Source organism: Streptomyces griseofuscus (assembly GCF_014673495.1).
GTDB lineage: Bacteria > Actinomycetota > Actinomycetes > Streptomycetales > Streptomycetaceae > Streptomyces > Streptomyces murinus.
Genome location: NZ_CP051006.1, coordinates 2,637,857 through 2,661,782 on the forward strand (window position 1 = coordinate 2,637,857; position 23,926 = coordinate 2,661,782).

Sequence of the window (23,926 nt, forward strand, 5' to 3'; positions counted from 1 at the left end):
ACAGTGGACGCGAGCAACTGAGGACAAGCCCTCGGCCTATTAGTACCGGTCACCTCCACCAGTTACCTGGCTTCCAGATCCGGCCTATCAACCCAGTCGTCTACTGGGAGCCTTACCCCATCAAGTGGGTGGGAGTCCTCATCTCGAAGCAGGCTTCCCGCTTAGATGCTTTCAGCGGTTATCCCTCCCGAACGTAGCCAACCAGCCATGCCCTTGGCAGAACAACTGGCACACCAGAGGTTCGTCCGTCCCGGTCCTCTCGTACTAGGGACAGCCCTTCTCAAGACTCCTACGCGCACAGCGGATAGGGACCGAACTGTCTCACGACGTTCTAAACCCAGCTCGCGTACCGCTTTAATGGGCGAACAGCCCAACCCTTGGGACCGACTCCAGCCCCAGGATGCGACGAGCCGACATCGAGGTGCCAAACCATCCCGTCGATATGGACTCTTGGGGAAGATCAGCCTGTTATCCCCGGGGTACCTTTTATCCGTTGAGCGACGGCGCTTCCACAAGCCACCGCCGGATCACTAGTCCCGACTTTCGTCCCTGCTCGACCCGTCGGTCTCACAGTCAAGCTCCCTTGTGCACTTACACTCAACACCTGATTACCAACCAGGCTGAGGGAACCTTTGGGCGCCTCCGTTACCCTTTAGGAGGCAACCGCCCCAGTTAAACTACCCATCAGACACTGTCCCTGATCCGGATCACGGACCCAGGTTAGACATCCAGCACGACCAGACTGGTATTTCAACGACGACTCCACCCACACTGGCGTATGAGCTTCAAAGTCTCCCAGCTATCCTACACAAGCCGAACCGAACACCAATATCAAACTGTAGTAAAGGTCCCGGGGTCTTTCCGTCCTGCTGCGCGAAACGAGCATCTTTACTCGTAGTGCAATTTCACCGGGCCTATGGTTGAGACAGTCGAGAAGTCGTTACGCCATTCGTGCAGGTCGGAACTTACCCGACAAGGAATTTCGCTACCTTAGGATGGTTATAGTTACCACCGCCGTTTACTGGCGCTTAAGTTCTCAGCTTCGCCCCACCGAAATGGAGCTAACCGGTCCCCTTAACGTTCCAGCACCGGGCAGGCGTCAGTCCGTATACATCGCCTTACGGCTTCGCACGGACCTGTGTTTTTAGTAAACAGTCGCTTCTCGCTGGTCTCTGCGGCCACCCCCAGCTCGAACAGCAAGTGTTCTCACTAGGTGTGGCCCCCCTTCTCCCGAAGTTACGGGGGCATTTTGCCGAGTTCCTTAACCATAGTTCACCCGAACGCCTCGGTATTCTCTACCTGACCACCTGAGTCGGTTTAGGGTACGGGCCGCCATGAAACTCGCTAGAGGCTTTTCTCGACAGCATAGGATCATCCACTTCACCACAATCGGCTCGGCATCAGGTCTCACCCTTATATGAGTGGCGGATTTACCTACCACTCGGGCTACACCCTTACCCCGGGACAACCACCGCCCGGGATGGACTACCTTCCTGCGTCACCCCATCACTCACCTACTAACCGCTTGGTTCAGCGGCTCCACCACTCCCCTCAACTCCGAAGAGATCAGGGCGGCTTCACGGCCTTAGCATCACGATGCTCGATGTTTGACGCTTCACAGCGGGTACCGGAATATCAACCGGTTATCCATCGACTACGCCTGTCGGCCTCGCCTTAGGTCCCGACTTACCCTGGGCAGATCAGCTTGACCCAGGAACCCTTAGTCAATCGGCGCACACGTTTCTCACGTGTGTATCGCTACTCATGCCTGCATTCTCACTCGTCAACCGTCCACAACTACCTTCCGGTGCTGCTTCACCCGGCAGACGACGCTCCCCTACCCATCACAGCACCCGTTGGGGCTATTGCTGCAATGACACGACTTCGGCGGTACGCTTGAGCCCCGCTACATTGTCGGCGCGGAATCACTAGACCAGTGAGCTATTACGCACTCTTTCAAGGGTGGCTGCTTCTAAGCCAACCTCCTGGTTGTCTGTGCGACTCCACATCCTTTCCCACTTAGCGTACGCTTAGGGGCCTTAGTCGATGCTCTGGGCTGTTTCCCTCTCGACCATGGAGCTTATCCCCCACAGTCTCACTGCCGTGCTCTCACTTACCGGCATTCGGAGTTTGGCTAAGGTCAGTAACCCGGTAGGGCCCATCGCCTATCCAGTGCTCTACCTCCGGCAAGAAACACACGACGCTGCACCTAAATGCATTTCGGGGAGAACCAGCTATCACGGAGTTTGATTGGCCTTTCACCCCTAACCACAGGTCATCCCCCAGGTTTTCAACCCTGGTGGGTTCGGTCCTCCACGAAGTCTTACCTCCGCTTCAACCTGCCCATGGCTAGATCACTCCGCTTCGGGTCTTGAGCGTGCTACTAAAATCGCCCTGTTCGGACTCGCTTTCGCTACGGCTTCCCCACACGGGTTAACCTCGCAACACACCGCAAACTCGCAGGCTCATTCTTCAAAAGGCACGCAGTCACGAGAAACACCGAAGTGTTTCCGACGCTCCCACGGCTTGTAGGCACACGGTTTCAGGTACTATTTCACTCCCCTCCCGGGGTACTTTTCACCATTCCCTCACGGTACTATCCGCTATCGGTCACCAGGGAATATTTAGGCTTAGCGGGTGGTCCCGCCAGATTCACACGGGATTTCTCGGGCCCCGTGCTACTTGGGTGTCTCTCAAGCAAGCCGCTGACATTTCGACTACGGGGGTCTTACCCTCTACGCCGGACCTTTCGCATGTCCTTCGTCTACATCAACGGTTTATAACTCGCCCTACGGCCGGCAGACCGTAGAAGAGAGATCCCACAACCCCGCACACGCAACCCCTGCCGGGTCTCACACGCATACGGTTTGGCCTCATCCGGTTTCGCTCGCCACTACTCCCGGAATCACGGTTGTTTTCTCTTCCTGAGGGTACTGAGATGTTTCACTTCCCCTCGTTCCCTCCACACTGCCTATGTGTTCAGCAGCGGGTGACAGCCCATGACGACTGCCGGGTTTCCCCATTCGGAAACCCCCGGATCAAAGCCTGGTTGACGACTCCCCGGGGACTATCGTGGCCTCCCACGTCCTTCATCGGTTCCTGGTGCCAAGGCATCCACCGTGCGCCCTTAAAAACTTGGCCACAGATGCTCGCGTCCACTGTGCAGTTCTCAAACAACGACCAGCCACCCATCACCCCACCAGCCAAACTGGTGAGTGCACTGGGGCCGGTAACTGAAGGAAGATCATTCCCTCAGACACCCAACAGCGTGCCCGGCCAGAATCCGTCCGGGGATCATGCGTTCCACGCTCCGAAGAGCAGTACTGGCAAGCCCCCGACCCGAATAATCCGGCCGAGTAGTCAACGTTCCACCCATGAGCAACCGTGCAAGACATTTGCTTGCAGTCGGCTATGTGCTCCTTAGAAAGGAGGTGATCCAGCCGCACCTTCCGGTACGGCTACCTTGTTACGACTTCGTCCCAATCGCTGGTCCCACCTTCGACAGCTCCCTCCCACAAGGGGTTGGGCCACCGGCTTCGGGTGTTACCGACTTTCGTGACGTGACGGGCGGTGTGTACAAGGCCCGGGAACGTATTCACCGCAGCAATGCTGATCTGCGATTACTAGCGACTCCGACTTCATGGGGTCGAGTTGCAGACCCCAATCCGAACTGAGACCGGCTTTTTGAGATTCGCTCCACCTCACGGTATCGCAGCTCATTGTACCGGCCATTGTAGCACGTGTGCAGCCCAAGACATAAGGGGCATGATGACTTGACGTCGTCCCCACCTTCCTCCGAGTTGACCCCGGCGGTCTCCCGTGAGTCCCCAGCACCACAAGGGCCTGCTGGCAACACGGGACAAGGGTTGCGCTCGTTGCGGGACTTAACCCAACATCTCACGACACGAGCTGACGACAGCCATGCACCACCTGTACACCGACCACAAGGGGGGCACTATCTCTAATGCTTTCCGGTGTATGTCAAGCCTTGGTAAGGTTCTTCGCGTTGCGTCGAATTAAGCCACATGCTCCGCCGCTTGTGCGGGCCCCCGTCAATTCCTTTGAGTTTTAGCCTTGCGGCCGTACTCCCCAGGCGGGGAACTTAATGCGTTAGCTGCGGCACCGACGACGTGGAATGTCGCCAACACCTAGTTCCCACCGTTTACGGCGTGGACTACCAGGGTATCTAATCCTGTTCGCTCCCCACGCTTTCGCTCCTCAGCGTCAGTAATGGCCCAGAGATCCGCCTTCGCCACCGGTGTTCCTCCTGATATCTGCGCATTTCACCGCTACACCAGGAATTCCGATCTCCCCTACCACACTCTAGCTAGCCCGTATCGACTGCAGACTCGGGGTTAAGCCCCGAGCTTTCACAATCGACGTGACAAGCCGCCTACGAGCTCTTTACGCCCAATAATTCCGGACAACGCTTGCGCCCTACGTATTACCGCGGCTGCTGGCACGTAGTTAGCCGGCGCTTCTTCTGCAGGTACCGTCACTTTCGCTTCTTCCCTGCTGAAAGAGGTTTACAACCCGAAGGCCGTCATCCCTCACGCGGCGTCGCTGCATCAGGCTTTCGCCCATTGTGCAATATTCCCCACTGCTGCCTCCCGTAGGAGTCTGGGCCGTGTCTCAGTCCCAGTGTGGCCGGTCGCCCTCTCAGGCCGGCTACCCGTCGTCGCCTTGGTGAGCCATTACCTCACCAACAAGCTGATAGGCCGCGGGCTCATCCTGCACCGCCGGAGCTTTACACCATCAAGGATGCCCAAGATGGTCATATCCGGTATTAGACCCCGTTTCCAGGGCTTGTCCCAGAGTGCAGGGCAGATTGCCCACGTGTTACTCACCCGTTCGCCACTAATCCACCCCGAAGGGCTTCATCGTTCGACTTGCATGTGTTAAGCACGCCGCCAGCGTTCGTCCTGAGCCAGGATCAAACTCTCCGTGAATGTTTACCGGTAATCCGGTGCACAAACTGAAGAGCGGAACGGTCGGAGGAATAGTCCGACCGTTCACAGCGTCCTCGCTGTGTTTATTTCAAAGGAACCACGTCCCGGTCGTGATGACCGGAGACGGGGTATCAACATATCTGGCGTTGACTTTTGGCACGCTGTTGAGTTCTCAAGGAACGGTCGCTTCCTTTGTACTCACCCTCTCGGGCTTTCCTCCGGGCTTCCCTTCGGTGTTTCCGACTCTATCAGATCTTTTCTCGATCCGATTTCCTCGGCGCTTTCCAGGTTTCCGCTTTCGCGTTTCCCTTTCCGGCGGTTCCGACTTTATCAGAAGTTCTGAGTCGGATTTCCCTCCCGGTCCTGGGCACCTTGTCCAGCACGTGAAGTGCTGGGGTTCCCAACCGGGCGAGGTCGTAAACGTACTGGAGCGGGGCGCCCCGATGCAAATCGAGGCGCCCCGCTCCCGGCACGAGCCGACGGGTCGTCAGACCTCCACGACCACAGGCAGGATCATCGGCCTGCGGCGGTAGTTGTCCGAGACCCACTTGCCGAGCGTGCGGCGGATCAGCTGCTGGAGCTGGTGGGGCTCCACGACGCCGTCCTGGGCGGAACGCTCCAGGACCTCGTTGATCTTCGGGACGACCTCGGTGAAGACCGAGTCCTCGATGCCGGAGCCGCGGGCCTGGATGTGCGGGCCCCCGGTGATCTTGCCGGTGGAGGAGTCCACGACCACGAAGACCGAGATGATGCCCTCGTCACCGAGGATCTTGCGGTCCTTGAGCGCGGGCTCGCCCACATCGCCGACGGAGAGCCCGTCGACGTAGACGTAGCCGGCCTGGACCTTGCCGGAGATCTTGGCCTTGCCCTCGACCAGGTCCACCACCACGCCGTCCTCGGCGATGACGATCCGGTCGTGCGGGACGCCCGTGAGCGCGCCCAGCTCGGCGTTGGCGCGCAGATGGCGCCATTCGCCGTGCACCGGCATCAGGTTCTTCGGGCGGCAGATGTTGTAGAAGTACAGCAGCTCGCCCGCGGAGGCGTGACCGGAGACGTGCACCTTGGCGTTGCCCTTGTGGACGACGTTGGCGCCCCAGCGGGTCAGGCCGTTGATCACGCGGTAGACCGCGTTCTCGTTACCGGGGATCAGCGAGGAGGCCAGGATGACCGTGTCGCCGTCGACGATGCGGATCTGGTGGTCGCGGTTGGCCATCCGGGACAGCGCCGCCATCGGCTCGCCCTGGGAGCCCGTGCAGACCAGGACCACCTCGTGGTCGGGCAGGTCGTCCAGCGTCTTGACGTCGACCACCAGGCCCGGCGGGACCTTCAGGTAGCCGAGGTCACGGGCGATGCCCATGTTGCGGACCATGGAGCGGCCGACGAAGGCGACCCGGCGGCCGTACTCGTGCGCCGCGTCCAGGATCTGCTGGATGCGGTGGACATGGCTGGCGAAGCTCGCCACGATGATCCGCTTGCGGGCGCCGGCGAAGACCGTGCGCAGCACGCTGGAGATGTCCCGCTCGTGCGGGGTGAAGCCGGGGACCTCGGCGTTCGTGGAGTCGGTCAGCAGGAGGTCGATGCCCTCCTCGCTGAGCCGCGCGAACGCGTGCAGGTCGGTGAGCCGGTTGTCCAGCGGCAGCTGGTCCATCTTGAAGTCGCCGGTGTGCACCACCATGCCCGCGGGGGTGCGGATGGCGACGGCCAGGGCGTCCGGGATGGAGTGGTTGACGGCGATGAACTCGCAGTCGAAGGGGCCGACGCGCTCGCGGTTCCCCTCGGCCACCTCCAGCGTGTACGGCCGGATGCGGTGCTCCTGGAGCTTGGCCTCGATCAGCGCGAGGGTCAGCTTGGAGCCGATCAGCGGGATGTCCGGCTTCTCGCGGAGCAGGAAGGGGACGCCGCCGATGTGGTCCTCGTGGCCATGGGTGAGGACGATGCCCTCGATGTCGTCGAGGCGGTCCCGGATGGACGAGAAGTCGGGCAGGATCAGGTCGATCCCGGGCTGCTCCTCCTCGGGGAAGAGCACACCGCAGTCGACGATCAGCAGACGGCCGCCGTACTCGAAGACCGTCATGTTGCGGCCGATCTCGCCGAGACCGCCGAGCGGGGTGACCCTCAGGCCGCCCTCGGGGAGCGGCGGGGGCGGGCCGAGTTCAGGATGCGGATGACTCAAAAGACTCTCCTCAACCACACGCGCCACGTACCGGTAGGGCACGTGGCGCGCATGACGTTCGTGCGAAGCAGTTGTCGTTGTGGAATGCGGGACCGGTGGCCCGCGTATTCGGTTGTGGTGTCTTCAGTTGTGAAGCCCCGGAGGCTTCCGGGAGCTTCTGGACCGCGGGGGCCCGGGTGGTGCTGAAGTCTGTTGCTAGAGCTGTACCCCGCCGGCGGCAAGATCGATCTTGAGCTGGGCGATCTCCTCGGGCGAACACTCCACCATGGGCGAGCGCAGCGGGCCGCCGGGCAGTCCCAGCAGGTCGAGCGCGGCCTTGGTGGTCATGACGCCCTGGGTGCGGAACATGCCGGTGTAGACCGGGAGCAGCTTCTGGTGGATCTCGGTGGCCTTGACGACGTCACCCGAGGTGTACGCGTCGACCAGGGCCCGCAGGTCCGGGGTGACCAGGTGGCCGACGACCGAGACGAAGCCGACCGCGCCCACGGACAGCAGGGGCAGGTTCAGCATGTCGTCGCCGGAGTACCAGGCGAGGCCGGACTGGGCGATGGCCCAGCTGGCGCGGCCGAGGTCGCCCTTGGCGTCCTTGTTGGCGACGATCCGGGGGTGCTCGGCGAGCCGGACGAGCGTCTCGGTGTTGATCGGGACGCCGCTGCGGCCGGGGATGTCGTAGAGCATGTTCGGCAGGCCGGTCGCGTCGGCGACGGCCGTGAAGTGCCGGTACAGGCCCTCCTGCGGGGGCTTGTTGTAGTACGGCGTGACGACCAGGAGGCCGTGGACGCCGATGCGCTCGGCCTGCCGGGCCAGCTCGATGCTGTGGTGGGTGTCGTTGGTGCCGACCCCGGCCACGACATGGGCGCGGTCGCCGACCGCTTCCAGGACGGCTCGTACGAGGTCCGATTTCTCCGCGTCGCTGGTGGTGGGGGACTCGCCGGTGGTGCCGTTGACGATCAGGCCGTCGTTGCCTGCGTCCACCAGGTGGGCGGCGAGCCGCTGCGCGCCGTCGAGGTCGAGTGCGCCGTCCGCCGTGAAGGGCGTGACCATGGCGGTGAGGACCCGCCCGAAGGGGGTCTGCGGAGTCGAGGTCGGAGCCATGGGTAACACGCTACTCGGTGCGCTCTGTGCGGTCTGCCCTTGGGGGTCCGGGCAAGTCAGGACAAAAGTGGAACCCGGCACTGCCTGCTCGGGGGTTCAGGCAGTGCCGGGTCCGTTTGATCAGGCTAGATGAACTTCTCTAAATGCCGCAATACGGACACTTCAGGAGGCTGACCCGTACATCCGTTCCGCGCGACGGAACGGCGCCCCGTACGGGGGTCCCGTCACGGCGCGACGCGGCCGTTCGCGTTGTACGCGGCGTACGTCAGCGGCATGAGCTTCGCCCACTCCGCCTCCATCTTCTCGCCCACCATCTCGATCTCCCGCTGCGGGAAGGACGGCACCTTGGCCAGCTCGTGCTGGGTGCGCAGGCCGAGGAAGTGCATCAGGGAGCGCGCGTTGCAGGTGGCGTACATCGAGGAGTACAGGCCCACGGGGAGCACCGAGCGGGCGACCTCACGGGCGACACCCTCGGCGAGAAGCTGCTGGTAGGCGGCGTACGACTGCTCGTACGACGTCTCCAGGGCGCCCTTGACGGCGGAGTGCTGCTCCGGGGTGCCCTCGACGAAGACGTACTTGCCGGGGCGCCCCTGCTGCACGAGCTTGCGGGCGGTGTCGGGGACGTAGAAGACGGGCTCCAGCTCGCGGTAGCGGCCGGACTCCTCGTTGTAGGACCAGCCCACGCGGTGCCGCATGAACTCGCGGAAGACGAAGATCGGGGCGCTGATGAAGAAGGTCATCGAGTTGTGCTCGAACGGGCTGCCGTGCCGGTCGCGCATCAAGTAGTTGATCAGGCCCTTGGAGCGCTCGGGGTCCTTCTTCAGCTCGTCCAGGGACTGCTCGCCTGCGGTGGAGACGCGGGCGGCGAAGAGGACGTCGGCGTCCGAAGCGCTGGACTTCACCAGCTCGACGGTGACATCGCTGCGGAACGTGAGCGACTCGGGGGTGGTCACGGGGGTTGGGGTCCTTCCCATCACTTCGGTGGTTCGCGCCCACCTTACGGGGGCACCCGCCGGGGCCGGAGCCGGACCTCACCCCCGAAAGACGTGCCGAGGATTTTTTCGGACATGGGCACCTTTTGCGGTACTCGATCGTCTGTACCGGTGAGACCCGCACGTTCGACCCCGAATCGGGAAAGGAGTGGCAACCGCGATGTCCCGCCGGCGCGAGCCCGTACCCTTCGCCTTCCTCGCCGAGGGCGACACGTTCCGCAGCAATGTGACTCCCCCGCCGCGCCGCCGAGCGTCCTTCGGTGAGATGGCCGGGCGCTGGTTGCTGGGGCTGACGGTCGTGGCCGGACTGGTCGGCGCGCTGATCATCGGCATGCCGTCGCTGTCCACTCCCGCGGATCCGCCGGCGCCGCAGTCCCGGGCGTCCGAGGGGCACTGACCCTTACGGCGGCTCCGGGCTGGTGAGCGGCCAAGCGGACGGATAGCCTCACCGGGCACAGCCCCCGCGAGGACCGAGTGAGGAACCGCCGTGCCCCTGCCCTTCCTGACGGCCGACCGTACCTTCGAGGCGGCCTCCGAGAGCGCACTGCCGTACGACGACCGGGACCGCTGGCGGCGCCCCTACCGTCCCGGCCCCTGGCGGGTGGGGGTGGCGGCGCTGGTGCTGATGGTGGCGTCGTTCGTGCTGTTCGCGGCGGTGCTGATCGCGTTGACCGGGTCGGCCTCGTCCGCGGTCGTCGTGCTCGGCATCGCTCTGGTGGTGATCGCCGGGGCGCTGCGGCTGCTGCGGATGGGCGTGTGGGTGAGTCCCCGGGGCGTGCGGCAGGTCGGGTTCCTGATGACGCGGACGGTGCCGTGGGCGCGGCTGGGGTCCGTGCGGACGGTGCAGCAGCCGGTGCGGTGGCTGGGGCTGCCGAGGACCGTTCAGGGACAGGCGCTGGTGCGGGTCCCCGCGGAGCGACCGGGGGACGCGGTGCCGCTGCTCACGACGGCCTCACTGGACTTTCTCAATCGGCCGGCGGCGTTCGATCGTGCGGCGGACGTACTGGAGGCGTGGGCGGCGGAACGCTGCCGCTGAGGCTCGGTACTGATCGGGTGCCCTGTGCTGCGGCTGGGCGGGGGTCGGGTCGCTTAACGGCGCTGGCCGGGTGCCGCCTGCGCCCACCCGTGCCGCCCTCAGCGGCACGACTGCCCGCAGCCAAGTGACCCCCGGCCGATGCCCCGCAGGGTCAGGCGTCGGCCGGTGTACGGCCCGCGTGCAGCGCGATCGCCCGTTGCATCGCCTTGCGTGCCCGGGGCGTATCGCGGGCGTCGTGGTAGGCGACCGCCAGGCGGAACCAGCAGCGCCAGTCGTTCGGGGAGGACTCCGTCTCGGCCTTGCGCCTGGCGAAGACCTCGTCCGCCGAGTCGCGGTCGATACGGCCGCCCGCCGTGCGCTTGAGCTCGTCCACGGGCAGGCCCCCCTCCGCGTCGAGTTCGGCGGCGAGCTGGTTGGCCCGGCGGACGAACTGGGTGTTCTTCCACAGGAACCACAATCCGATGACCGGCAGGATCAGCACCGCGATCCCGAAGGTCACGGTGAGGACCGTGCCGGTCTCTATGAGCAGCACACCGCGGCTGCCGACCAGGACGAAGTAGAAGACCAGGACGGCGGCCGTGATGAGGTAATTGATCTTCGCGCGCATGGCAGGGACTGTTCTCAGCTCAGGTCGAGGAAGTGCTCGAGGCCGAAGGTCAGGCCCGGAGTGGTGACCACGCGGCGCGCGCCGAGCAGGATGCCCGGCATGAAGCTGCTGTGGTGCAGGGAGTCGTGGCGGATGGTGAGGGTCTCGCCCTCGGCGCCGAGCAGCACCTCCTGGTGGGCCAGGAGACCGCGCAGCCGTACGGCGTGCACGGGGACGCCGTCCACGTCGGCGCCGCGGGCACCGTCGAGCGCGGTGACCGTGGCGTCCGGGGCCGGCGCGGTGCCGGCCGCGCGGCGGGCCTCGGCGATGAGCTGCGCCGTGCGCGTGGCCGTACCGGACGGCGCGTCGACCTTGTTGGGGTGGTGCAGCTCGACCACCTCGACCGATTCGAAGTAGGGCGCGGCAAGCTGCGCGAACTTCATGGTCAGCACGGCCCCGATGGAGAAGTTCGGGGCGATGAGCACACCGGTCCGAGGGGACTGGTCGAGCCAGCCCCTCAGCTGTGCGAGGCGGTCCTCGGTCCAGCCGGTCGTCCCGACGACCGCGTGGATGCCGTGGCGCACGCAGAAGTCGAGATTGCCCATGACCGAGGCGGGAGTGGTCAGTTCGACGGCGACCTGGGCGCCGGTCTCCGCCAGCGTCTCCAGCTTGTCGCCGCGGCCGAGAGCGGCCACCAGCTCCATGTCCTCGGCGGCCTCCACCGCCTTGACGGCCTCGGACCCGATCCGGCCCTTGGCCCCGAGGACCGCCACGCGCAGCTTGCTCATCTTCGCTTCCTTACCGATCCTTGCCGGCTTGCCGACTTGTCGATGTGCCGTCCGGTGACGGCGGGGCGGGGGTCAGGCGACGACGTCGTGCAGTCGCGCGGCCTGTTTGTCCTTGAGCGGGCCGATGACCGACAGCGACGGGCGCCTGCCCAGGATGTCGCGGGCGACCGCGCGGACCTCGTCCGGGGTGACCGCGGCTATCTTCGCCAGCATGTCGTCCACGGACATCTGCTCGCCCCAGCACAGCTCGCTCTTGCCGATGCGGTTCATCAGCGCGCCGGTGTCCTCCAGGCCGAGCACGGTGGAACCGCGCAACTGGCCGATGGCGCGGGCGATCTCGTCGTCGGTCAGCCCGTCGGTGGCGACCTTGTCGAGTTCGTCGCGGCAGATCCGCAGCACGTCGTGCACCTGGCTGGGACGGCAGCCGGCGTAGACGCCGAACAGACCGCAGTCGGCGAAGCCTGAGGTGTACGAGTACACGCTGTAGGCCAGTCCGCGCTTCTCCCGGACCTCCTGGAAGAGCCGCGAGGACATCCCGCCGCCGAGGGCGGTGTTGAGGACGCCCATGGCCCAGCGGCGGTCGTCGGTGCGGGCGAGGCCCGGCATGCCGAGGACGACATGGGCCTGCTCGGTCTTGCGGCCGAGCAGTTCGACCTTGCCGAAGGTGCGGATCGTACGGCTGCCGTCGCGCGGGGCGATGGGCTGCGCGTCCGGGTTCTTCAGCGCGCCCGCCTTCTCGAAGGCCGCGCGGACCTGGCGTACGACCTTGTCGTGGTCGACGTTGCCGGCGCAGGCGACCACGAGGTGGGTCGGGTCGTAGTGCTTCTTGTAGAAGCGTCGGATCCGGTCGGCGGTCAGGGCGTTGACGGTGTCGACGGTGCCGAGGACGGGGCGGCCGAGGGCGTTGTCGCCGAACATGGTGTGCGCGAACAGGTCGTGCACGCAGTCGCCGGGGTCGTCCTCGGTCATCGCGATCTCTTCGAGGATCGCGCCGCGTTCGACGTCGACGTCCTCCTCGACGATGAGCGAGCCGGTCAGCATGTCGCAGACGACGTCGATGGCCAGCGGCAGGTCGGTGTCGAGCACGCGTGCGTAGTAGCACGTGTACTCCTTGGCCGTGAACGCGTTCATCTCGCCGCCGACGGCGTCGATCGCGGCGGAGATGTCCAGCGCGGAGCGGCGCCCGGTGCGCTTGAAGAGCAGGTGCTCCAGGTAGTGCGTGGCGCCGTTCAGGGACGGGGTCTCGTCACGGGAGCCGACGTGGGCCCAGATGCCGAAGGTCGCGGAGCGGACGGAGGGCAGGGTCTCGGTGACGACACGCAGGCCCCCGGGGAGGGTGGTCTTGCGGACGGTGCCGATGCCGCCGGTGCCCTTGATGAGCGTTTGGGTACGGGCGACGGCCCGCGCCTCCGAAGAGGGGCGGGCCGTCACCTTGGAGCCACGGGACGTCACTGCTCGGCGTCGTCCTTCGCCTCGTCGCCGTCCTCGCCCTCGATCACGGGGATGAGGGACAGCTTGCCTCGGGAGTCGATCTCGGCGATCTCGACCTGGACCTTGTGGCCAACGCCGAGGACGTCCTCGACGTTCTCCACGCGCTTGCCGCCGGCCAGCTTGCGGATCTGCGAGATGTGCAGCAGACCGTCCTTGCCGGGCAGCAGGGAGACGAACGCGCCGAAGGTGGTCGTCTTCACGACCGTACCCAGGTAGCGCTCGCCGACCTCGGGCATCGTCGGGTTGGCGATGCCGTTGATCGTGGCACGGGCGGCCTCGGCGGCCGGGCCGTCGGCGGCACCGATGTAGATGGTGCCGTCGTCCTCGATCGTGATCTCGGCGCCGGTGTCCTCCTGGATCTGGTTGATCATCTTGCCCTTCGGGCCGATGACCTCACCGATCTTGTCGACCGGGATCTTGACGGTGATGATCCGCGGAGCGTTCGGGGACATCTCGTCGGGCCGGTCGATGGCCTCCATCATCACGTCGAGGATGTGGAGACGGGCGTCGCGGGCCTGCTTGAGGGCCGCGGCCAGGACGGAGGCCGGGATGCCGTCCAGCTTGGTGTCGAGCTGGAGGGCGGTCACGAACTCCTTGGTGCCGGCGACCTTGAAGTCCATGTCGCCGAAGGCGTCCTCCGCACCGAGGATGTCGGTGAGGGCGACGTAGTGGGTCTCGCCGTTGATCTCCTGGGAGATCAGGCCCATGGCGATACCGGCGACCGGGGCCTTCAGGGGCACACCGGCGTTCAGCAGCGACATGGTGGAGGCGCAGACGGAGCCCATGGACGTCGAGCCGTTGGAGCCGAGGGCCTCGGACACCTGGCGGATCGCGTAGGGGAACTCCTCACGCGTCGGCAGCACCGGCACCAGGGCGCGCTCGGCGAGGGCGCCGTGGCCGATCTCGCGGCGCTTGGGGGAGCCGACGCGGCCGGTCTCGCCGACGGAGTACGGCGGGAAGTTGTAGTTGTGCATGTAGCGCTTGCGGGTCACCGGGGAGAGGGTGTCCAGCTGCTGCTCCATGCGGAGCATGTTGAGGGTGGTGACGCCCAGGATCTGGGTCTCGCCACGCTCGAACAGCGCGGAACCGTGGACCCGCGGGATGGCCTCGACCTCGGCCGCCAGCGTGCGGATGTCGGTGACACCGCGGCCGTCGATGCGCTTCTTCTCCTTGATCACGCGCTCGCGGACCAGCTGCTTGGTGAGCGAGCGGTACGCGGCGGAGATCTCCTTCTCACGGCCTTCGAACTCCGGCAGGAGCTTCTCGGCGGCGAGCGCCTTGACGCGGTCCAGCTCGGCCTCGCGCTCCTGCTTGCCGGCGATGGTGAGCGCCTGGGCCAGCTCGGGGCGGACGGCGGCCGTCAGGGCCTCGAAGACGTCGTCCTGGTAGTCCAGGAAGACCGGGAACTCACCGGTCGGCTTGGCGGCCTTCGCGGCGAGGTCGGCCTGCGCGCGGCACAGGACCTTGATGAAGGGCTTCGCGGCGTCCAGACCGGCGGCGACGACCTCCTCGGTGGGCGCCTCGGCGCCGCCCTCGACCAGCTTGATGGTCTTGTCGGTGGCCTCGGCCTCGACCATCATGATCGCGACGTCGCCGTCCTCCAGGGCGCGGCCCGCGACGACCATGTCGAAGACGGCGTCCTCGAGCTCGGTGTGCGTCGGGAAGGCGACCCACTGGCCGCGGATCAGCGCGACGCGGACGCCGCCGATCGGGCCGGAGAAGGGCAGACCGGCCAGCTGCGTGGACGCGGAGGCGGCGTTGATCGCCACGACGTCGTACAGGTGGTCGGGGTTGAGCGCCATGATCGTGGCGACGACCTGGATCTCGTTGCGCAGGCCCTTCTTGAAGGACGGGCGCAGCGGGCGGTCGATCAGGCGGCAGGTGAGGATCGCGTCCTCGCTCGGCCGGCCCTCGCGGCGGAAGAAGCTGCCGGGGATCTTGCCGGCGGCGTACATCCGCTCCTCGACGTCCACCGTGAGGGGGAAGAAGTCGAGCTGGTCCTTGGGGTTCTTGGAGGCGGTGGTGGCCGACAGCACCATGGTGTCGTCGTCCAGGTACGCCACGGCGGAGCCGGCGGCCTGCTTGGCCAGGCGGCCCGTCTCGAAGCGGATGGTGCGGGTACCGAAGGCGCCATTGTCGATGACTGCCTCGGCGTAGTGGGTCTCGTTCTCCACTAGCGTTTTCTCCGTTACTTATCGTCTTTTGTCCCTGGCCTGCCCGTGTGGCAGGGGGACGGTGGTGGAGAAGCGCGCCTGGTGCGGGCCGGTCTTCGATCGAAGCACCCGGGGTTCGCTTCCCCCGGGGGCCACTACCGAGGACCGGCGGCGGCGTGGTGCGCTTCTCCTCATGTGTGTCGTGCGTACTGCGTTCTTGTGTTCCGCGTCTTGCGTCTTGCGTTCTGCGGTGTGCTACCACACTACAAAGCGTGAGTGACACCGCGCACGTTTCCGCACGTACAGCAAAGGGAGCGGCTCCCGAGTCCTGCCGGGAACCGCTCCCCTCACGGCGTCTTTACTTGGCGCCGGCCGCACCGCGGCGGATGCCGAGGCGGTCGACCAGCGCGCGGAAGCGCTGGATGTCCTTCTTCGCCAGGTACTGCAGCAGGCGACGGCGCTGACCGACCAGGATCAGCAGGCCACGACGGCTGTGGTGGTCGTGCTTGTGGGTCTTGAGGTGCTCGGTCAGGTCGGAGATCCGACGGGACAGCAGAGCGACCTGGACCTCGGGGGAGCCGGTGTCACCCTCCTTGGTACCGAACTCGCCGATGATCTGCTTCTTCGTAGCGGCGTCGAGCGACACGCGTACTCCTCATAGTCTGTTGAGGCCACCGAGTGCCCCCGGTCTACATCTCGGGGGAGCTTCCGTGACTCGGAAGGCGGGGATCCGCTGCGCGCGGCCTCCAGGGCGTGAGGCTCCGGGGGTGCGTACACGAACGGCCGTCACTCAGGGTACCAGGCGGTCGCGGGCCCGTTTGCCCCGGTCGGCGAACCACTCCGCGAGGCGGCGTGCGGCCACTAGGGTGAGCACCGGGACTGTACGTCACCGGAACCGTACGTGATGTCGGGAAGGGGTCGCCGCGAGATGGCGGAAACGGAAGCCGAGACCAAGGCACGCAAGGAGCGCGAGCGCGACGAGCTGTACGCGCTCGACATCTCGGACGTCGAGTGGCACTGCGCCCCGGGCACCGAGGAGCACGAGGAGCGCGTCGAGATCGCGTACCTCCCCGAGGGAGCCGTGGCCATGCGCTCCTCCCTCGACCCGGACACGGTGCTGCGCTACACGGAGGCCGAGTGGCGGGCGTTCGTGCTGGGCGCGCGGGACGGGGAGTTCGATCTGAAGCCCATGGCGCACAACGGGGGTCTTGACGTGCAGTAGGCGCGTCGGGACACGGGGAAGGGGCGGCGCCCGGGGTGCCGCCCCTTTTCGTACGGGCTCGTAGGGGCGGGGTCAGTGTTTCAGGCCGGCGGTTCCGACGCCGAACACGGAGACGACAGAGCCCCCCTTGCGGTAGTCGTCGAATTCCAGCTGGTAGGGGACGAAGAAGGCGTGGCCGTCCCGGTAGAGAATGAACGAGGACTCGGGGTTGTCCTGGACTTTCCCCCCGTATTTCTCGGTGCCCTGCGGTAGGTGGAACAGCAGGTACGGGGTCTCCTTGCCGGTGCGGGGGTTCCAGTCCACCAGGGCCGCGGGCTGCACGTCGTCCAGGCTGGCGCGGTAGAGGATCAGGTCGTCGCCGTTCATGCGGACGGGGAGGACCGACTGGAATTCCCGGCCCCGGAAAGTGGCGACGGCCTCGCCCTTCCCGATGTCGAATGCCGTGATGTGGTTCGCGGGCTTGAACAGCTCGGTCGAGTCCTTGCTCATGACGAAGACCCGGTCGCGGCCGACCACGATGCCGGTGCACTTGTCGACGACTCCGAAGTAGCCCAAAATCTCGGGGTCGCAGTAGGGCTCGTACTTCTTCAGCGAGATCGTGGCCCGGAGCTCGCCCTCGTCGGGGTCCAGGGTGATCAGGTCCGTGATCGTGAGGTCCCCGGCGGCGACGGCGATCACGGGCGGGTCGGAGGACGGCAGGTAGACGGCCTGGATGCCCTTGCTGACCGGGTACTGCCAGAGGACCTTGCCGCTGCGCGGTGCGAGCTTCTCCACCCGGTAGCTCTTCTCGTCGGACTGCTTGCAGACGACCAGGGCCAGCAGGGCAGGGCCGCCGGCGTAGCCCATGTCGTGGCACTGGGAGGTGGCGAGGGTGGTGTTCCACAGCCGCCTGCCGCTGTCCATGTCGTACGCCGCCGAGCCCTCGCCCCAGGCGATGGCCACGACGCCCCTGGTCAGGGCGATGTTGGTGTCGGTGACATAGGCGAAGTCGGCCGCCGGGATCTTCTGCTTCCAGAGCTGCTTGCCGGTACCGACATCGAACATGAGTACTTGGTCGCAGATGCCGTGCGCCGGCTGGACGACGACCGCGGTCCGGCCGTCGACGGTGATGTCACGGCTGACGGCGCAGACGGAGCCGTCGAGACGCAGGGTCCAGGCCGTGTTGTCGGGGTCCAGCGTGTTGCCGATCTTGTAGCCCGTGATCCGGTTGGCGACGGCCCGCGCGACGATCTTGTCCGTGGCCCAGACACCGGGCGAGTGCCGGGTGACGCCCTTGGCGAGGTCCTCGTCGTGTTGGACGACGGTCTGGCCCTCCGGGGAGACGGGCGCCCGCTCCGTGTTCAGGCGGTTGTCGCGCACCTCGTCCGGGGACTGCCGGGCCGGCTTGGCATCGGTGCGGCCCTTTCCGTCGCCGGCCGAGTGGTACCAGAGCAGACCGCCGCCGACGCACAGCACGATCGCCACGGCCGCGGCGATCGCCCCCAGCAGGCGTCGGCGGCGCCGGCCGCGCGACCGGTCGGCCGCCAGGGCGGACTGCGTGTACGCGGACGGGGGCGGGCCGAAGCTCACGCTGGGGGGTCCTCCTGTTCGCCGCCTCGCCAGGGGCGGGCGGCCCGGCGGTGCGGGGCTCGCGTCACTTGCTGGTCATCGCGCGGGCGGCCGAGTACACGTTGAACACGGCGAGCGCGAGGGGGACCAGGGTGAGCAGGACGAAGCCCTCGACGATCTCCAGGAACCGGCCCCAGAAGGGGCTCAGGCCCTGGCGCGGGACGATGAGTCCGAGGGCCGCCACGAGGGCCGCGCCGGCCGCGATCGCCGCGGCGAGCCAGATGGCGCGGATGTCGAGGCCGGAGCGGTCGCCGGTGAGCGCGTGGCGCAGGACGGACTGCGGCGGGTTGAGCGCCAGTCCGAGGCCGAGCAGCACGAGCGAGCCGAGCCCTGCCGCCAGGAGCGGGGCGACCTGGCCGGTGTAGCGGAAGAGCTGGGCGCGCATCAGCAGGGCCACGGCCGTGGCCAGGGCGAGCAGCTGGGCCCAGATGTCGTCGGAGAAACCGAGCACCGCGCAGGAGGCGAGGGCGGTCAGCGCACAGCCGCCGACGAGTCCGACGAGGATCTCGTGACCGCGGCGGGCCTGGGCCTCGATCCGCTTCATGTCGACCGGCTCCTGGACCACGGTCTCCGTGCCGTAGGCGCTGCTCTGGGCGGAGTTCGGCGGTTCGAAGCCGATGGGCAGCCGGGCGAAGCGCATGGACAGGCCCGGCAGGAAGGCCAGGCCGCCGACCGCGAGGGGCGCGCACAGGGCGGCGATGTCCTTGGGCGTCCAGTGCACGAGGATCGCGGTGAACACGGTGACCAGGCCGAGCCCGGAGGCCAGGACGAAGGCGACGAACGGCGCGTCCCCGCCGGGCGTGCACAGGGTCAGGACGACCGAGGCGAGCAGGACGGCGGCGCAGGCGAGCAGGAACTGGAGCTTGCCGATGCCCTGGCCGTGCGCGAGGGCGAGGAGGCCGGAGCCGGCCACACCGGCGTTGGGCAGGGCGCCGAGGCCCAGGGCGATGGCCGCGCCCCGGTCGTCGTAGACCCGGCCGCGGACGGCGGCGAAGACGACGAGGAGCACTCCGGCGACGCCCGCGAGGATGCCGGGCAGGCTGTGCATGTCGTGCCGGGGGTCGGCCTGCCAGGTGACGAAGGCGAGCAGGGCGGCCAGGACGCCCGCGCCGACCAGGCCCGCGGCGCGGGTCAGGTCGTCGCTCCACAGCGTGCGGTGCCGGGTCACCGAGGAGGCGACCGCCTCGGAGACGTCGTCGAAGACGGCCGGCGGCAGCGACTCGGAGAAGGGCCGCAGGGTGAGCAGTTCACCGTCGAGGATCCGCTGCGCGGAGAAGGAGCGCGCGCTGTCGAGGACGGTGCCGTCCCGGCGCACCAGGTGGTAGCCGACCGGGGCGCCCTCGGCGGGGTCCTGGCGGGAGAGCCGGAGGATCTCCGGGTAGATGTCGGCGACCGGGATGTCGTCGGGCAGCGCCACGTCGATCCGGCTGTCGGGTGCGACGATCGTGACCCGGCAGAAACCGAGCCCCGACCCCGATCCCGTGCCGGGCAGCGCTGTTCCCGTGGTCGTCGTGCTCACCTCGTACTCCCCCTCAGTAATGGTCCTGCGCCCGTGATGTGAAAATCCTGCGCCGGTCCCCGGATGGAATTCCCGGGAATCGACGCAGCGGGCGCCGGCCGGCTCCACCGAGGGTGGTATGCCGCGACGCCTCGCACGGAATACCCCGGTTCACGGGGTTTGTTCGCGTGTGCTCAAGCGAACACCCGGCACCCTACCCCGCACCGGTGACTCATGGAGTCAGTAGGATCACGCGGCGGCCTGCGTCCGTCTGTCAACGGGGGACGGACCTCATTCGTGGGGCCTGGCAAAGGAATTGGGGAGCAGTGAGTCACATCGTCGTGAAGCGCCCGGCGCGGGCGCTGCCGTCCGAAGTGCCCACAGGGGAGGTCGTTCTCCAGCCTCCTCCGGAATTGCCGCGGGGGCCGCAGGAAAGCGTCCTCATGCAGTTGCTGCCGACACTCGGTATGGGTGGTTCGGTGGTCTTCTTCTTCACGAACGGGCAGCCGTTCATGAAGATCATGGGCATGGTGATGATCGCGTCGACGGTCGGTATGTCCATCGCCATGGTCATCCGATTCCGGCGCGGTTCGCAGGGCCAACTCGCCGATGTGCGGCGCGACTACATGCGCTATCTGACACAGACCCGCGGCGCGGCCGTGGACACCGCGAAGGCGCAGCGCGATGCGCAGTACTTCCTGCATCCCTCGCCCGAGCAACTGTGGGCGCTGGTCGCCGAGGGCAGCCGGGTGTGGGAACGCAGGCCGGGCGACGAGGACTTCGCGCAGGTGCGCATCGGGCTGGGCTCCCAGGAGCTGGCCACGCCGCTCATCGCGCCCGAGACCGGCCCGGCCGGCCGGCTGGAGCCGCTGACGGCCGGGGCCATGGAGCGCTTCCTCGATGTCCACGCCACCCTGAACGATCTGCCGATGGCCGTGTCCCTGCGCGCCTTCTACCACGTCACCGTCAGCGGCGACGCGGAGTCCGCGCGCTCGACGGTCCGCGCCCTGACCGGTTCGCTGGCCGCGCTGCACGCCCCCGAGGACCTGATCGTCGCCGTGGCGGCGGGCCGCGAGACGCTGCCGCGCTGGGAGTGGGTCAAGTGGCTGCCGCACGCCCAGGCGCCCGGCGCCGTGGACGGGGCGGGCACGCGCCGGCTGATCGGACCCGACGCCCGGGAGCTGGAGGACCTGCTGGCCGACCGGCTCACCGGCCGCCCCCGGTTCCACCCGAGCGGCGCGCCGCTCCTGGACCAGCCCCACATCGTCGTCGTCCTCGACGGGGTGTCCCTGCCGCAGGACTCCGTGCTGTCCAACATGGAGGGGCTTCAGGGTGTGACGGTGATCGAGGTCGTGCCCGGCGAGCCCACCGCCGCCCGCGGCGACCTCATGGTCATCGCCCAGCCCGCGCTGCTGCGCCTGGAGTCGGCGAACGGCGACATCTACGAGGGCACTCCGGACGTCCTGTCGTACGAGTCCGCCGAGGCCCTCGCCCGCCAGCTGGCCCCGCTGCGGCTGGCCTCCGGCGGTGACGACGACGAACCCCTGCTGGCCAACCTGGAGTTCACCGAGCTGCTGAACCTCGGCGACGCGGCGTCCGTCGATCCGCAGCGCACCTGGCGGCCGCGGGGGCTCGCCGAGCGGCTGCGGGTGCCGATCGGTGTCGGACCGGACGGCCGGCCCGTGATGCTGGACCTCAAGGAGGCCGCTCAGGAGGGCATGGGCCCGCACGGACTGTGCGTGGGCGCGACCGGTTCCGGCAAGTCGGAGCTGCTGCGCACCCTGGTGCTCGGCCTCGCGGTCACCCACTCCTCGGAGACCCTGAACTTCGTCCTCGCCGACTTCAAGGGCGGTGCGACCTTCGCCGGTATGGCGCAGATGCCGCACGTGGCGGCGGTCATCACCAACCTGGCCGACGACCTCACCCTGGTCGACCGCATGGGCGACTCGATCCGCGGCGAGCTGAACCGCCGCCAGGAGATGCTGCGCGACGCGGGCAACTACGCCAACATCCACGACTACGAGAAGGCGCGCGCGGCCGGCGCCCCGCTTCAGCCGATCCCCTCGCTGGTGCTGGTGATCGACGAGTTCTCCGAGCTGCTGACCGCCAAACCCGACTTCATCGAGATGTTCGTGCAGATCGGCCGCATCGGCCGTTCGCTGGGCGTGCATCTGCTGCTGGCCTCGCAGCGCCTGGAGGAGGGCCGGCTGCGCGGTCTGGAGACGTATCTGTCGTACCGGATCGGTCTGCGCACCTTCTCCGCGGCCGAGTCCCGCGCGGCGCTCGGTGTCCCGGACGCCTATGAGCTGCCGAACGTGCCCGGTTCCGGGTTCCTGAAGTTCGGCACCGACGAGATGGTGCGCTTCAAGGCGGCGTACGTCTCCGGGGTGTACCGCTCCGGGGGCAGGCAGGGTGCCGCGGGCGGGGGGCTGCTGCCGGTGGACCGGCGGCCGGTGCTGTTCACGGCCGCGGAGGTGCCGGTGCACTATGCGACGGTGCCGAAGCAGCGCGCGGAGTCGGCGTCCCAGGTCGACGACGCGCTCGCGGACACGGTGCTCGATGTGATCGTGCGCCGGCTGGAGGCGCAGGGTCCGGCGGCGCACCGGGTGTGGCTGCCGCCGCTGGACAGCCCGCCCTCGCTGGACGGGCTGCTGCCCAGGCTCACGGCCGTCGAGGGGCGCGGGCTCACACAGCCCGGTTACGAGGGTGCCGGACGGCTCGTCGTCCCGGTCGGCCTGGTCGACAAGCCGTACGAGCAGCGCCGTGAGCCGCTGTGGCTCGACTTCTCCGGTGCGGCGGGCCATCTCCAGCTGCTGGGCGGCCCGCAGTCCGGCAAGTCCACGCTGCTGCGCTCGCTGATCTGCTCCTTCGCGCTGACGCACACCCCGCACGAGGTGCAGATCTACGGCCTCGACTTCGGCGGCGGCGGTATGGCGGCGGTCTCCGGGCTGCCGCATGTGGGCGGGATCGCCTCGCGGCTGGACCCGGAGCGGGTGCGGCGTACGGTGTCCGAGGTCTACGGGGTGCTGCGGCGCCGCGAGGAGTACTTCCGGACGTCGGGCATCTCCTCGATCCAGGACTTCCGCACCCGGCGCGAGCGCGGCGAGATCTCGGTCACCGACCAGCCGTGGGGCGATGTCTTCCTGATCATCGACGGCTGGGGCAACTTCCGCACGGACTACGACAGTCTGGAGCCGGCCGTCCTGGAGATCGCCTCGCGCGGTCTCGGGTACGGCATCCACCTGGTCCTGACGGCGTCGCGCTCGATGGAGGTCCGCGCGAACCTCAAGGACCACATCATGAACCGCCTCGAACTGCGGCTCGGCGACACCATGGACTCCGAGATCGACCGCAAGGTGGCGGCGAACGTGCCGGCGGGGGTACCCGGTCGCGGTGTGTCGCCGCAGAAGCTGCACTTCATGGCGGCGGTGCCGCGCATCGACGGCCTGACCTCCGACACGGACCTGGCGGACGCGACGGCGGCGCTGGCGGCCGAGGTCTCCCGGCACTGGCAGGCGCCGGGTGCGCCGCAGGTGCGGATGCTGCCCCGGGAACTCCCCGTGGCGCAGCTGCCCGCGGGCGACCGGTTCCCCCGGCAGGGTGTCGCCTTCGGCCTCGACGAGAACGATCTGGAGCCGGTCTTCGTCGACTTCGAGACGGACCCGCTCTTCATGGTCTTCGGCGAGAGCGAGTCGGGTAAGTCGAATCTGCTGCGGCTGCTCATCACTCAGCTGACGCGGCGCTACTCGGGCGACGAGGCGAAGTTCTTCGTGGTCGACAACCGGCGCTCGCTGCTGGATGTCACCCCGGCCTCGCATCTGGCCGAGTACATCCCGATGTCCAACGCCATGGACCACCACATGGTGGCCCTCGCCGACCTGATGAACCGGCGTACGCCCACAGCCGATGTGACGGCCCAGCAGCTACGGGACCGCAGCTGGTGGCGGGGGCCGACGGTGTACGTGGTCGTGGACGACTACGACCTGGTCTCGACGTCCAGCGGAAACCCGCTGAGCGGCCTCACCGATCTGCTGCCGTTCGCCCGTGACGTCGGCGTGCGGTTCATCATCGCGCGCTCCACCGCGGGCGCGGGCCGGGCGTCGTTCGAGGCGTTCATGCAGCGGATGATGGAACTGGGCGCGCAGGGCGTGGTATTGGCGGGCGACCCGAGCGAGGGCGACATCCTCGGCGGCGTACGCCCGCGTCCGATGCCGGCGGGCCGGGGCGTCTTCGTCTCGCGCAGGCGGGGGAAGATGCTGGTGCAGACGGGGTTGGTGGAGGTGGAGTACTGACGCGCGCCGGGAGGACACGGCAGCGCCTCCACCGCGTCCTCCC

At 67.3% G+C, this 23,926-nt stretch carries 14 protein-coding genes and 2 rRNA genes; 4 read left to right on the forward strand and 12 right to left on the reverse strand.

Annotation, left to right across the window (positions count from 1 at the left end; translation table 11 throughout):
- Positions 1-19 precede the first annotated feature (19 nt).
- The 5 genes from HEP81_RS11470 to thyX all read right to left on the reverse strand — a co-directional run bounded on the left by HEP81_RS11470 (position 20) and on the right by thyX (position 9,191).
- Positions 20-3,141: ribosomal RNA gene (locus HEP81_RS11470) — 23S ribosomal RNA — on the reverse strand.
- 283 nt (positions 3,142-3,424) lie between these two features.
- Positions 3,425-4,949, reverse strand: a 16S ribosomal RNA gene (locus HEP81_RS11475).
- The 16S and 23S rRNA genes sit together here, the layout of an rRNA operon.
- 487 nt (positions 4,950-5,436) lie before the next feature.
- Positions 5,437-7,122 (reverse strand): ribonuclease J, encoded by a 1,686-nt coding sequence (locus tag HEP81_RS11480; RefSeq protein ID WP_037654410.1) that lies wholly within the window; start codon positions 7,120-7,122, stop codon positions 5,437-5,439.
- Positions 7,123-7,317: 195 nt separating this feature from the next.
- Positions 7,318-8,217: a 4-hydroxy-tetrahydrodipicolinate synthase gene (gene dapA / locus HEP81_RS11485; protein ID WP_037654412.1), complete on the reverse strand. Its 900-nt coding sequence runs from the start codon at positions 8,215-8,217 to the stop codon at positions 7,318-7,320.
- Positions 8,218-8,441: 224 nt separating this feature from the next.
- On the reverse strand, positions 8,442-9,191 hold the full coding sequence (gene thyX / locus HEP81_RS11490) for an FAD-dependent thymidylate synthase (protein WP_037654413.1): 750 nt from the start codon (positions 9,189-9,191) through the stop codon (positions 8,442-8,444).
- A gap of 178 nt (positions 9,192-9,369) precedes the next feature.
- Between thyX and HEP81_RS11495 the strand changes: the two genes are divergently transcribed.
- Together HEP81_RS11495 and HEP81_RS11500 are read left to right on the forward strand one after the other, a co-directional pair.
- Positions 9,370-9,606: a hypothetical protein gene (locus HEP81_RS11495; RefSeq protein WP_037654415.1), complete on the forward strand. Its 237-nt coding sequence runs from the start codon at positions 9,370-9,372 to the stop codon at positions 9,604-9,606.
- 90 nt (positions 9,607-9,696) lie between these two features.
- Positions 9,697-10,245, forward strand: a complete 549-nt coding sequence (locus HEP81_RS11500; protein WP_037654416.1) for a membrane protein — start codon at positions 9,697-9,699, stop codon at positions 10,243-10,245.
- Between the two features lie 151 nt (positions 10,246-10,396).
- Here the strand turns inward: HEP81_RS11500 and HEP81_RS11505 are convergent, their stop codons facing one another.
- The 5 genes from HEP81_RS11505 to rpsO form a co-directional block, all read right to left on the reverse strand.
- Positions 10,397-10,852, reverse strand: coding sequence for a membrane protein (locus HEP81_RS11505; RefSeq protein WP_037654417.1), 456 nt, complete (start codon positions 10,850-10,852; stop codon positions 10,397-10,399).
- A 14-nt stretch (positions 10,853-10,866) separates the two neighbouring features.
- A complete protein-coding gene (gene dapB, locus HEP81_RS11510; protein ID WP_037654419.1) occupies positions 10,867-11,619 on the reverse strand; it encodes a 4-hydroxy-tetrahydrodipicolinate reductase in 753 nt (250 codons plus the stop codon).
- Between the two features lie 72 nt (positions 11,620-11,691).
- Entirely contained in the window at positions 11,692-13,071 is a 1,380-nt protein-coding gene (locus HEP81_RS11515; RefSeq protein ID WP_037654420.1) for a M16 family metallopeptidase, read from the reverse strand.
- The gene (locus HEP81_RS11520) at positions 13,068-15,284 is read right to left on the reverse strand and encodes a polyribonucleotide nucleotidyltransferase (protein ID WP_037654422.1); all 2,217 of its coding nucleotides are present in this window, start codon (positions 15,282-15,284) and stop codon (positions 13,068-13,070) included. Before HEP81_RS11520 ends, HEP81_RS11515 begins: the two co-directional genes overlap by 4 nt.
- 337 nt (positions 15,285-15,621) lie before the next feature.
- Positions 15,622-15,909 (reverse strand): 30S ribosomal protein S15, encoded by a 288-nt coding sequence (gene rpsO, locus HEP81_RS11525; protein ID WP_030177470.1) that lies wholly within the window; start codon positions 15,907-15,909, stop codon positions 15,622-15,624.
- Positions 15,910-16,191: 282 nt separating this feature from the next.
- On the opposite strand from rpsO, the gene HEP81_RS11530 reads away from it, so the two are divergent.
- Positions 16,192-16,485, forward strand: a complete 294-nt coding sequence (locus HEP81_RS11530; RefSeq protein WP_037654424.1) for a DUF397 domain-containing protein — start codon at positions 16,192-16,194, stop codon at positions 16,483-16,485.
- Between the two features lie 72 nt (positions 16,486-16,557).
- Here HEP81_RS11530 and HEP81_RS11535 read toward each other — a convergent pair whose 3' ends face one another.
- Both HEP81_RS11535 and eccD read right to left on the reverse strand, forming a co-directional pair.
- Positions 16,558-18,054: an outer membrane protein assembly factor BamB family protein gene (locus tag HEP81_RS11535; RefSeq protein WP_037654428.1), complete on the reverse strand. Its 1,497-nt coding sequence runs from the start codon at positions 18,052-18,054 to the stop codon at positions 16,558-16,560.
- A 64-nt stretch (positions 18,055-18,118) separates the two neighbouring features.
- Positions 18,119-19,612, reverse strand: coding sequence for a type VII secretion integral membrane protein EccD (gene eccD / locus HEP81_RS11540; RefSeq protein WP_037654430.1), 1,494 nt, complete (start codon positions 19,610-19,612; stop codon positions 18,119-18,121).
- 305 nt (positions 19,613-19,917) lie between these two features.
- Between eccD and eccCa the strand changes: the two genes are divergently transcribed.
- A complete protein-coding gene (gene eccCa / locus HEP81_RS11545) occupies positions 19,918-23,883 on the forward strand; it encodes a type VII secretion protein EccCa (protein ID WP_078967296.1) in 3,966 nt (1,321 codons plus the stop codon).
- Positions 23,884-23,926 lie beyond the last annotated feature (43 nt).

Bases quoted from the DNA above. Each gene is read 5' to 3' on its own strand.
- HEP81_RS11505 (WP_037654417.1), bottom strand. From the start codon at position 10,852: ATGCGCGCGAAGATCAATTACCTCATCACGGCCGCCGTCCTGGTCTTC.
- HEP81_RS11530 (WP_037654424.1), top strand. From the start codon at position 16,192: ATGGCGGAAACGGAAGCCGAGACCAAGGCACGCAAGGAGCGCGAGCGC.
- dapA (WP_037654412.1), bottom strand. From the start codon at position 8,217: ATGGCTCCGACCTCGACTCCGCAGACCCCCTTCGGGCGGGTCCTCACC.
- dapB (WP_037654419.1), bottom strand. From the start codon at position 11,619: ATGAGCAAGCTGCGCGTGGCGGTCCTCGGGGCCAAGGGCCGGATCGGG.
- thyX (WP_037654413.1), bottom strand. From the start codon at position 9,191: ATGGGAAGGACCCCAACCCCCGTGACCACCCCCGAGTCGCTCACGTTC.
- HEP81_RS11495 (WP_037654415.1), top strand. From the start codon at position 9,370: ATGTCCCGCCGGCGCGAGCCCGTACCCTTCGCCTTCCTCGCCGAGGGC.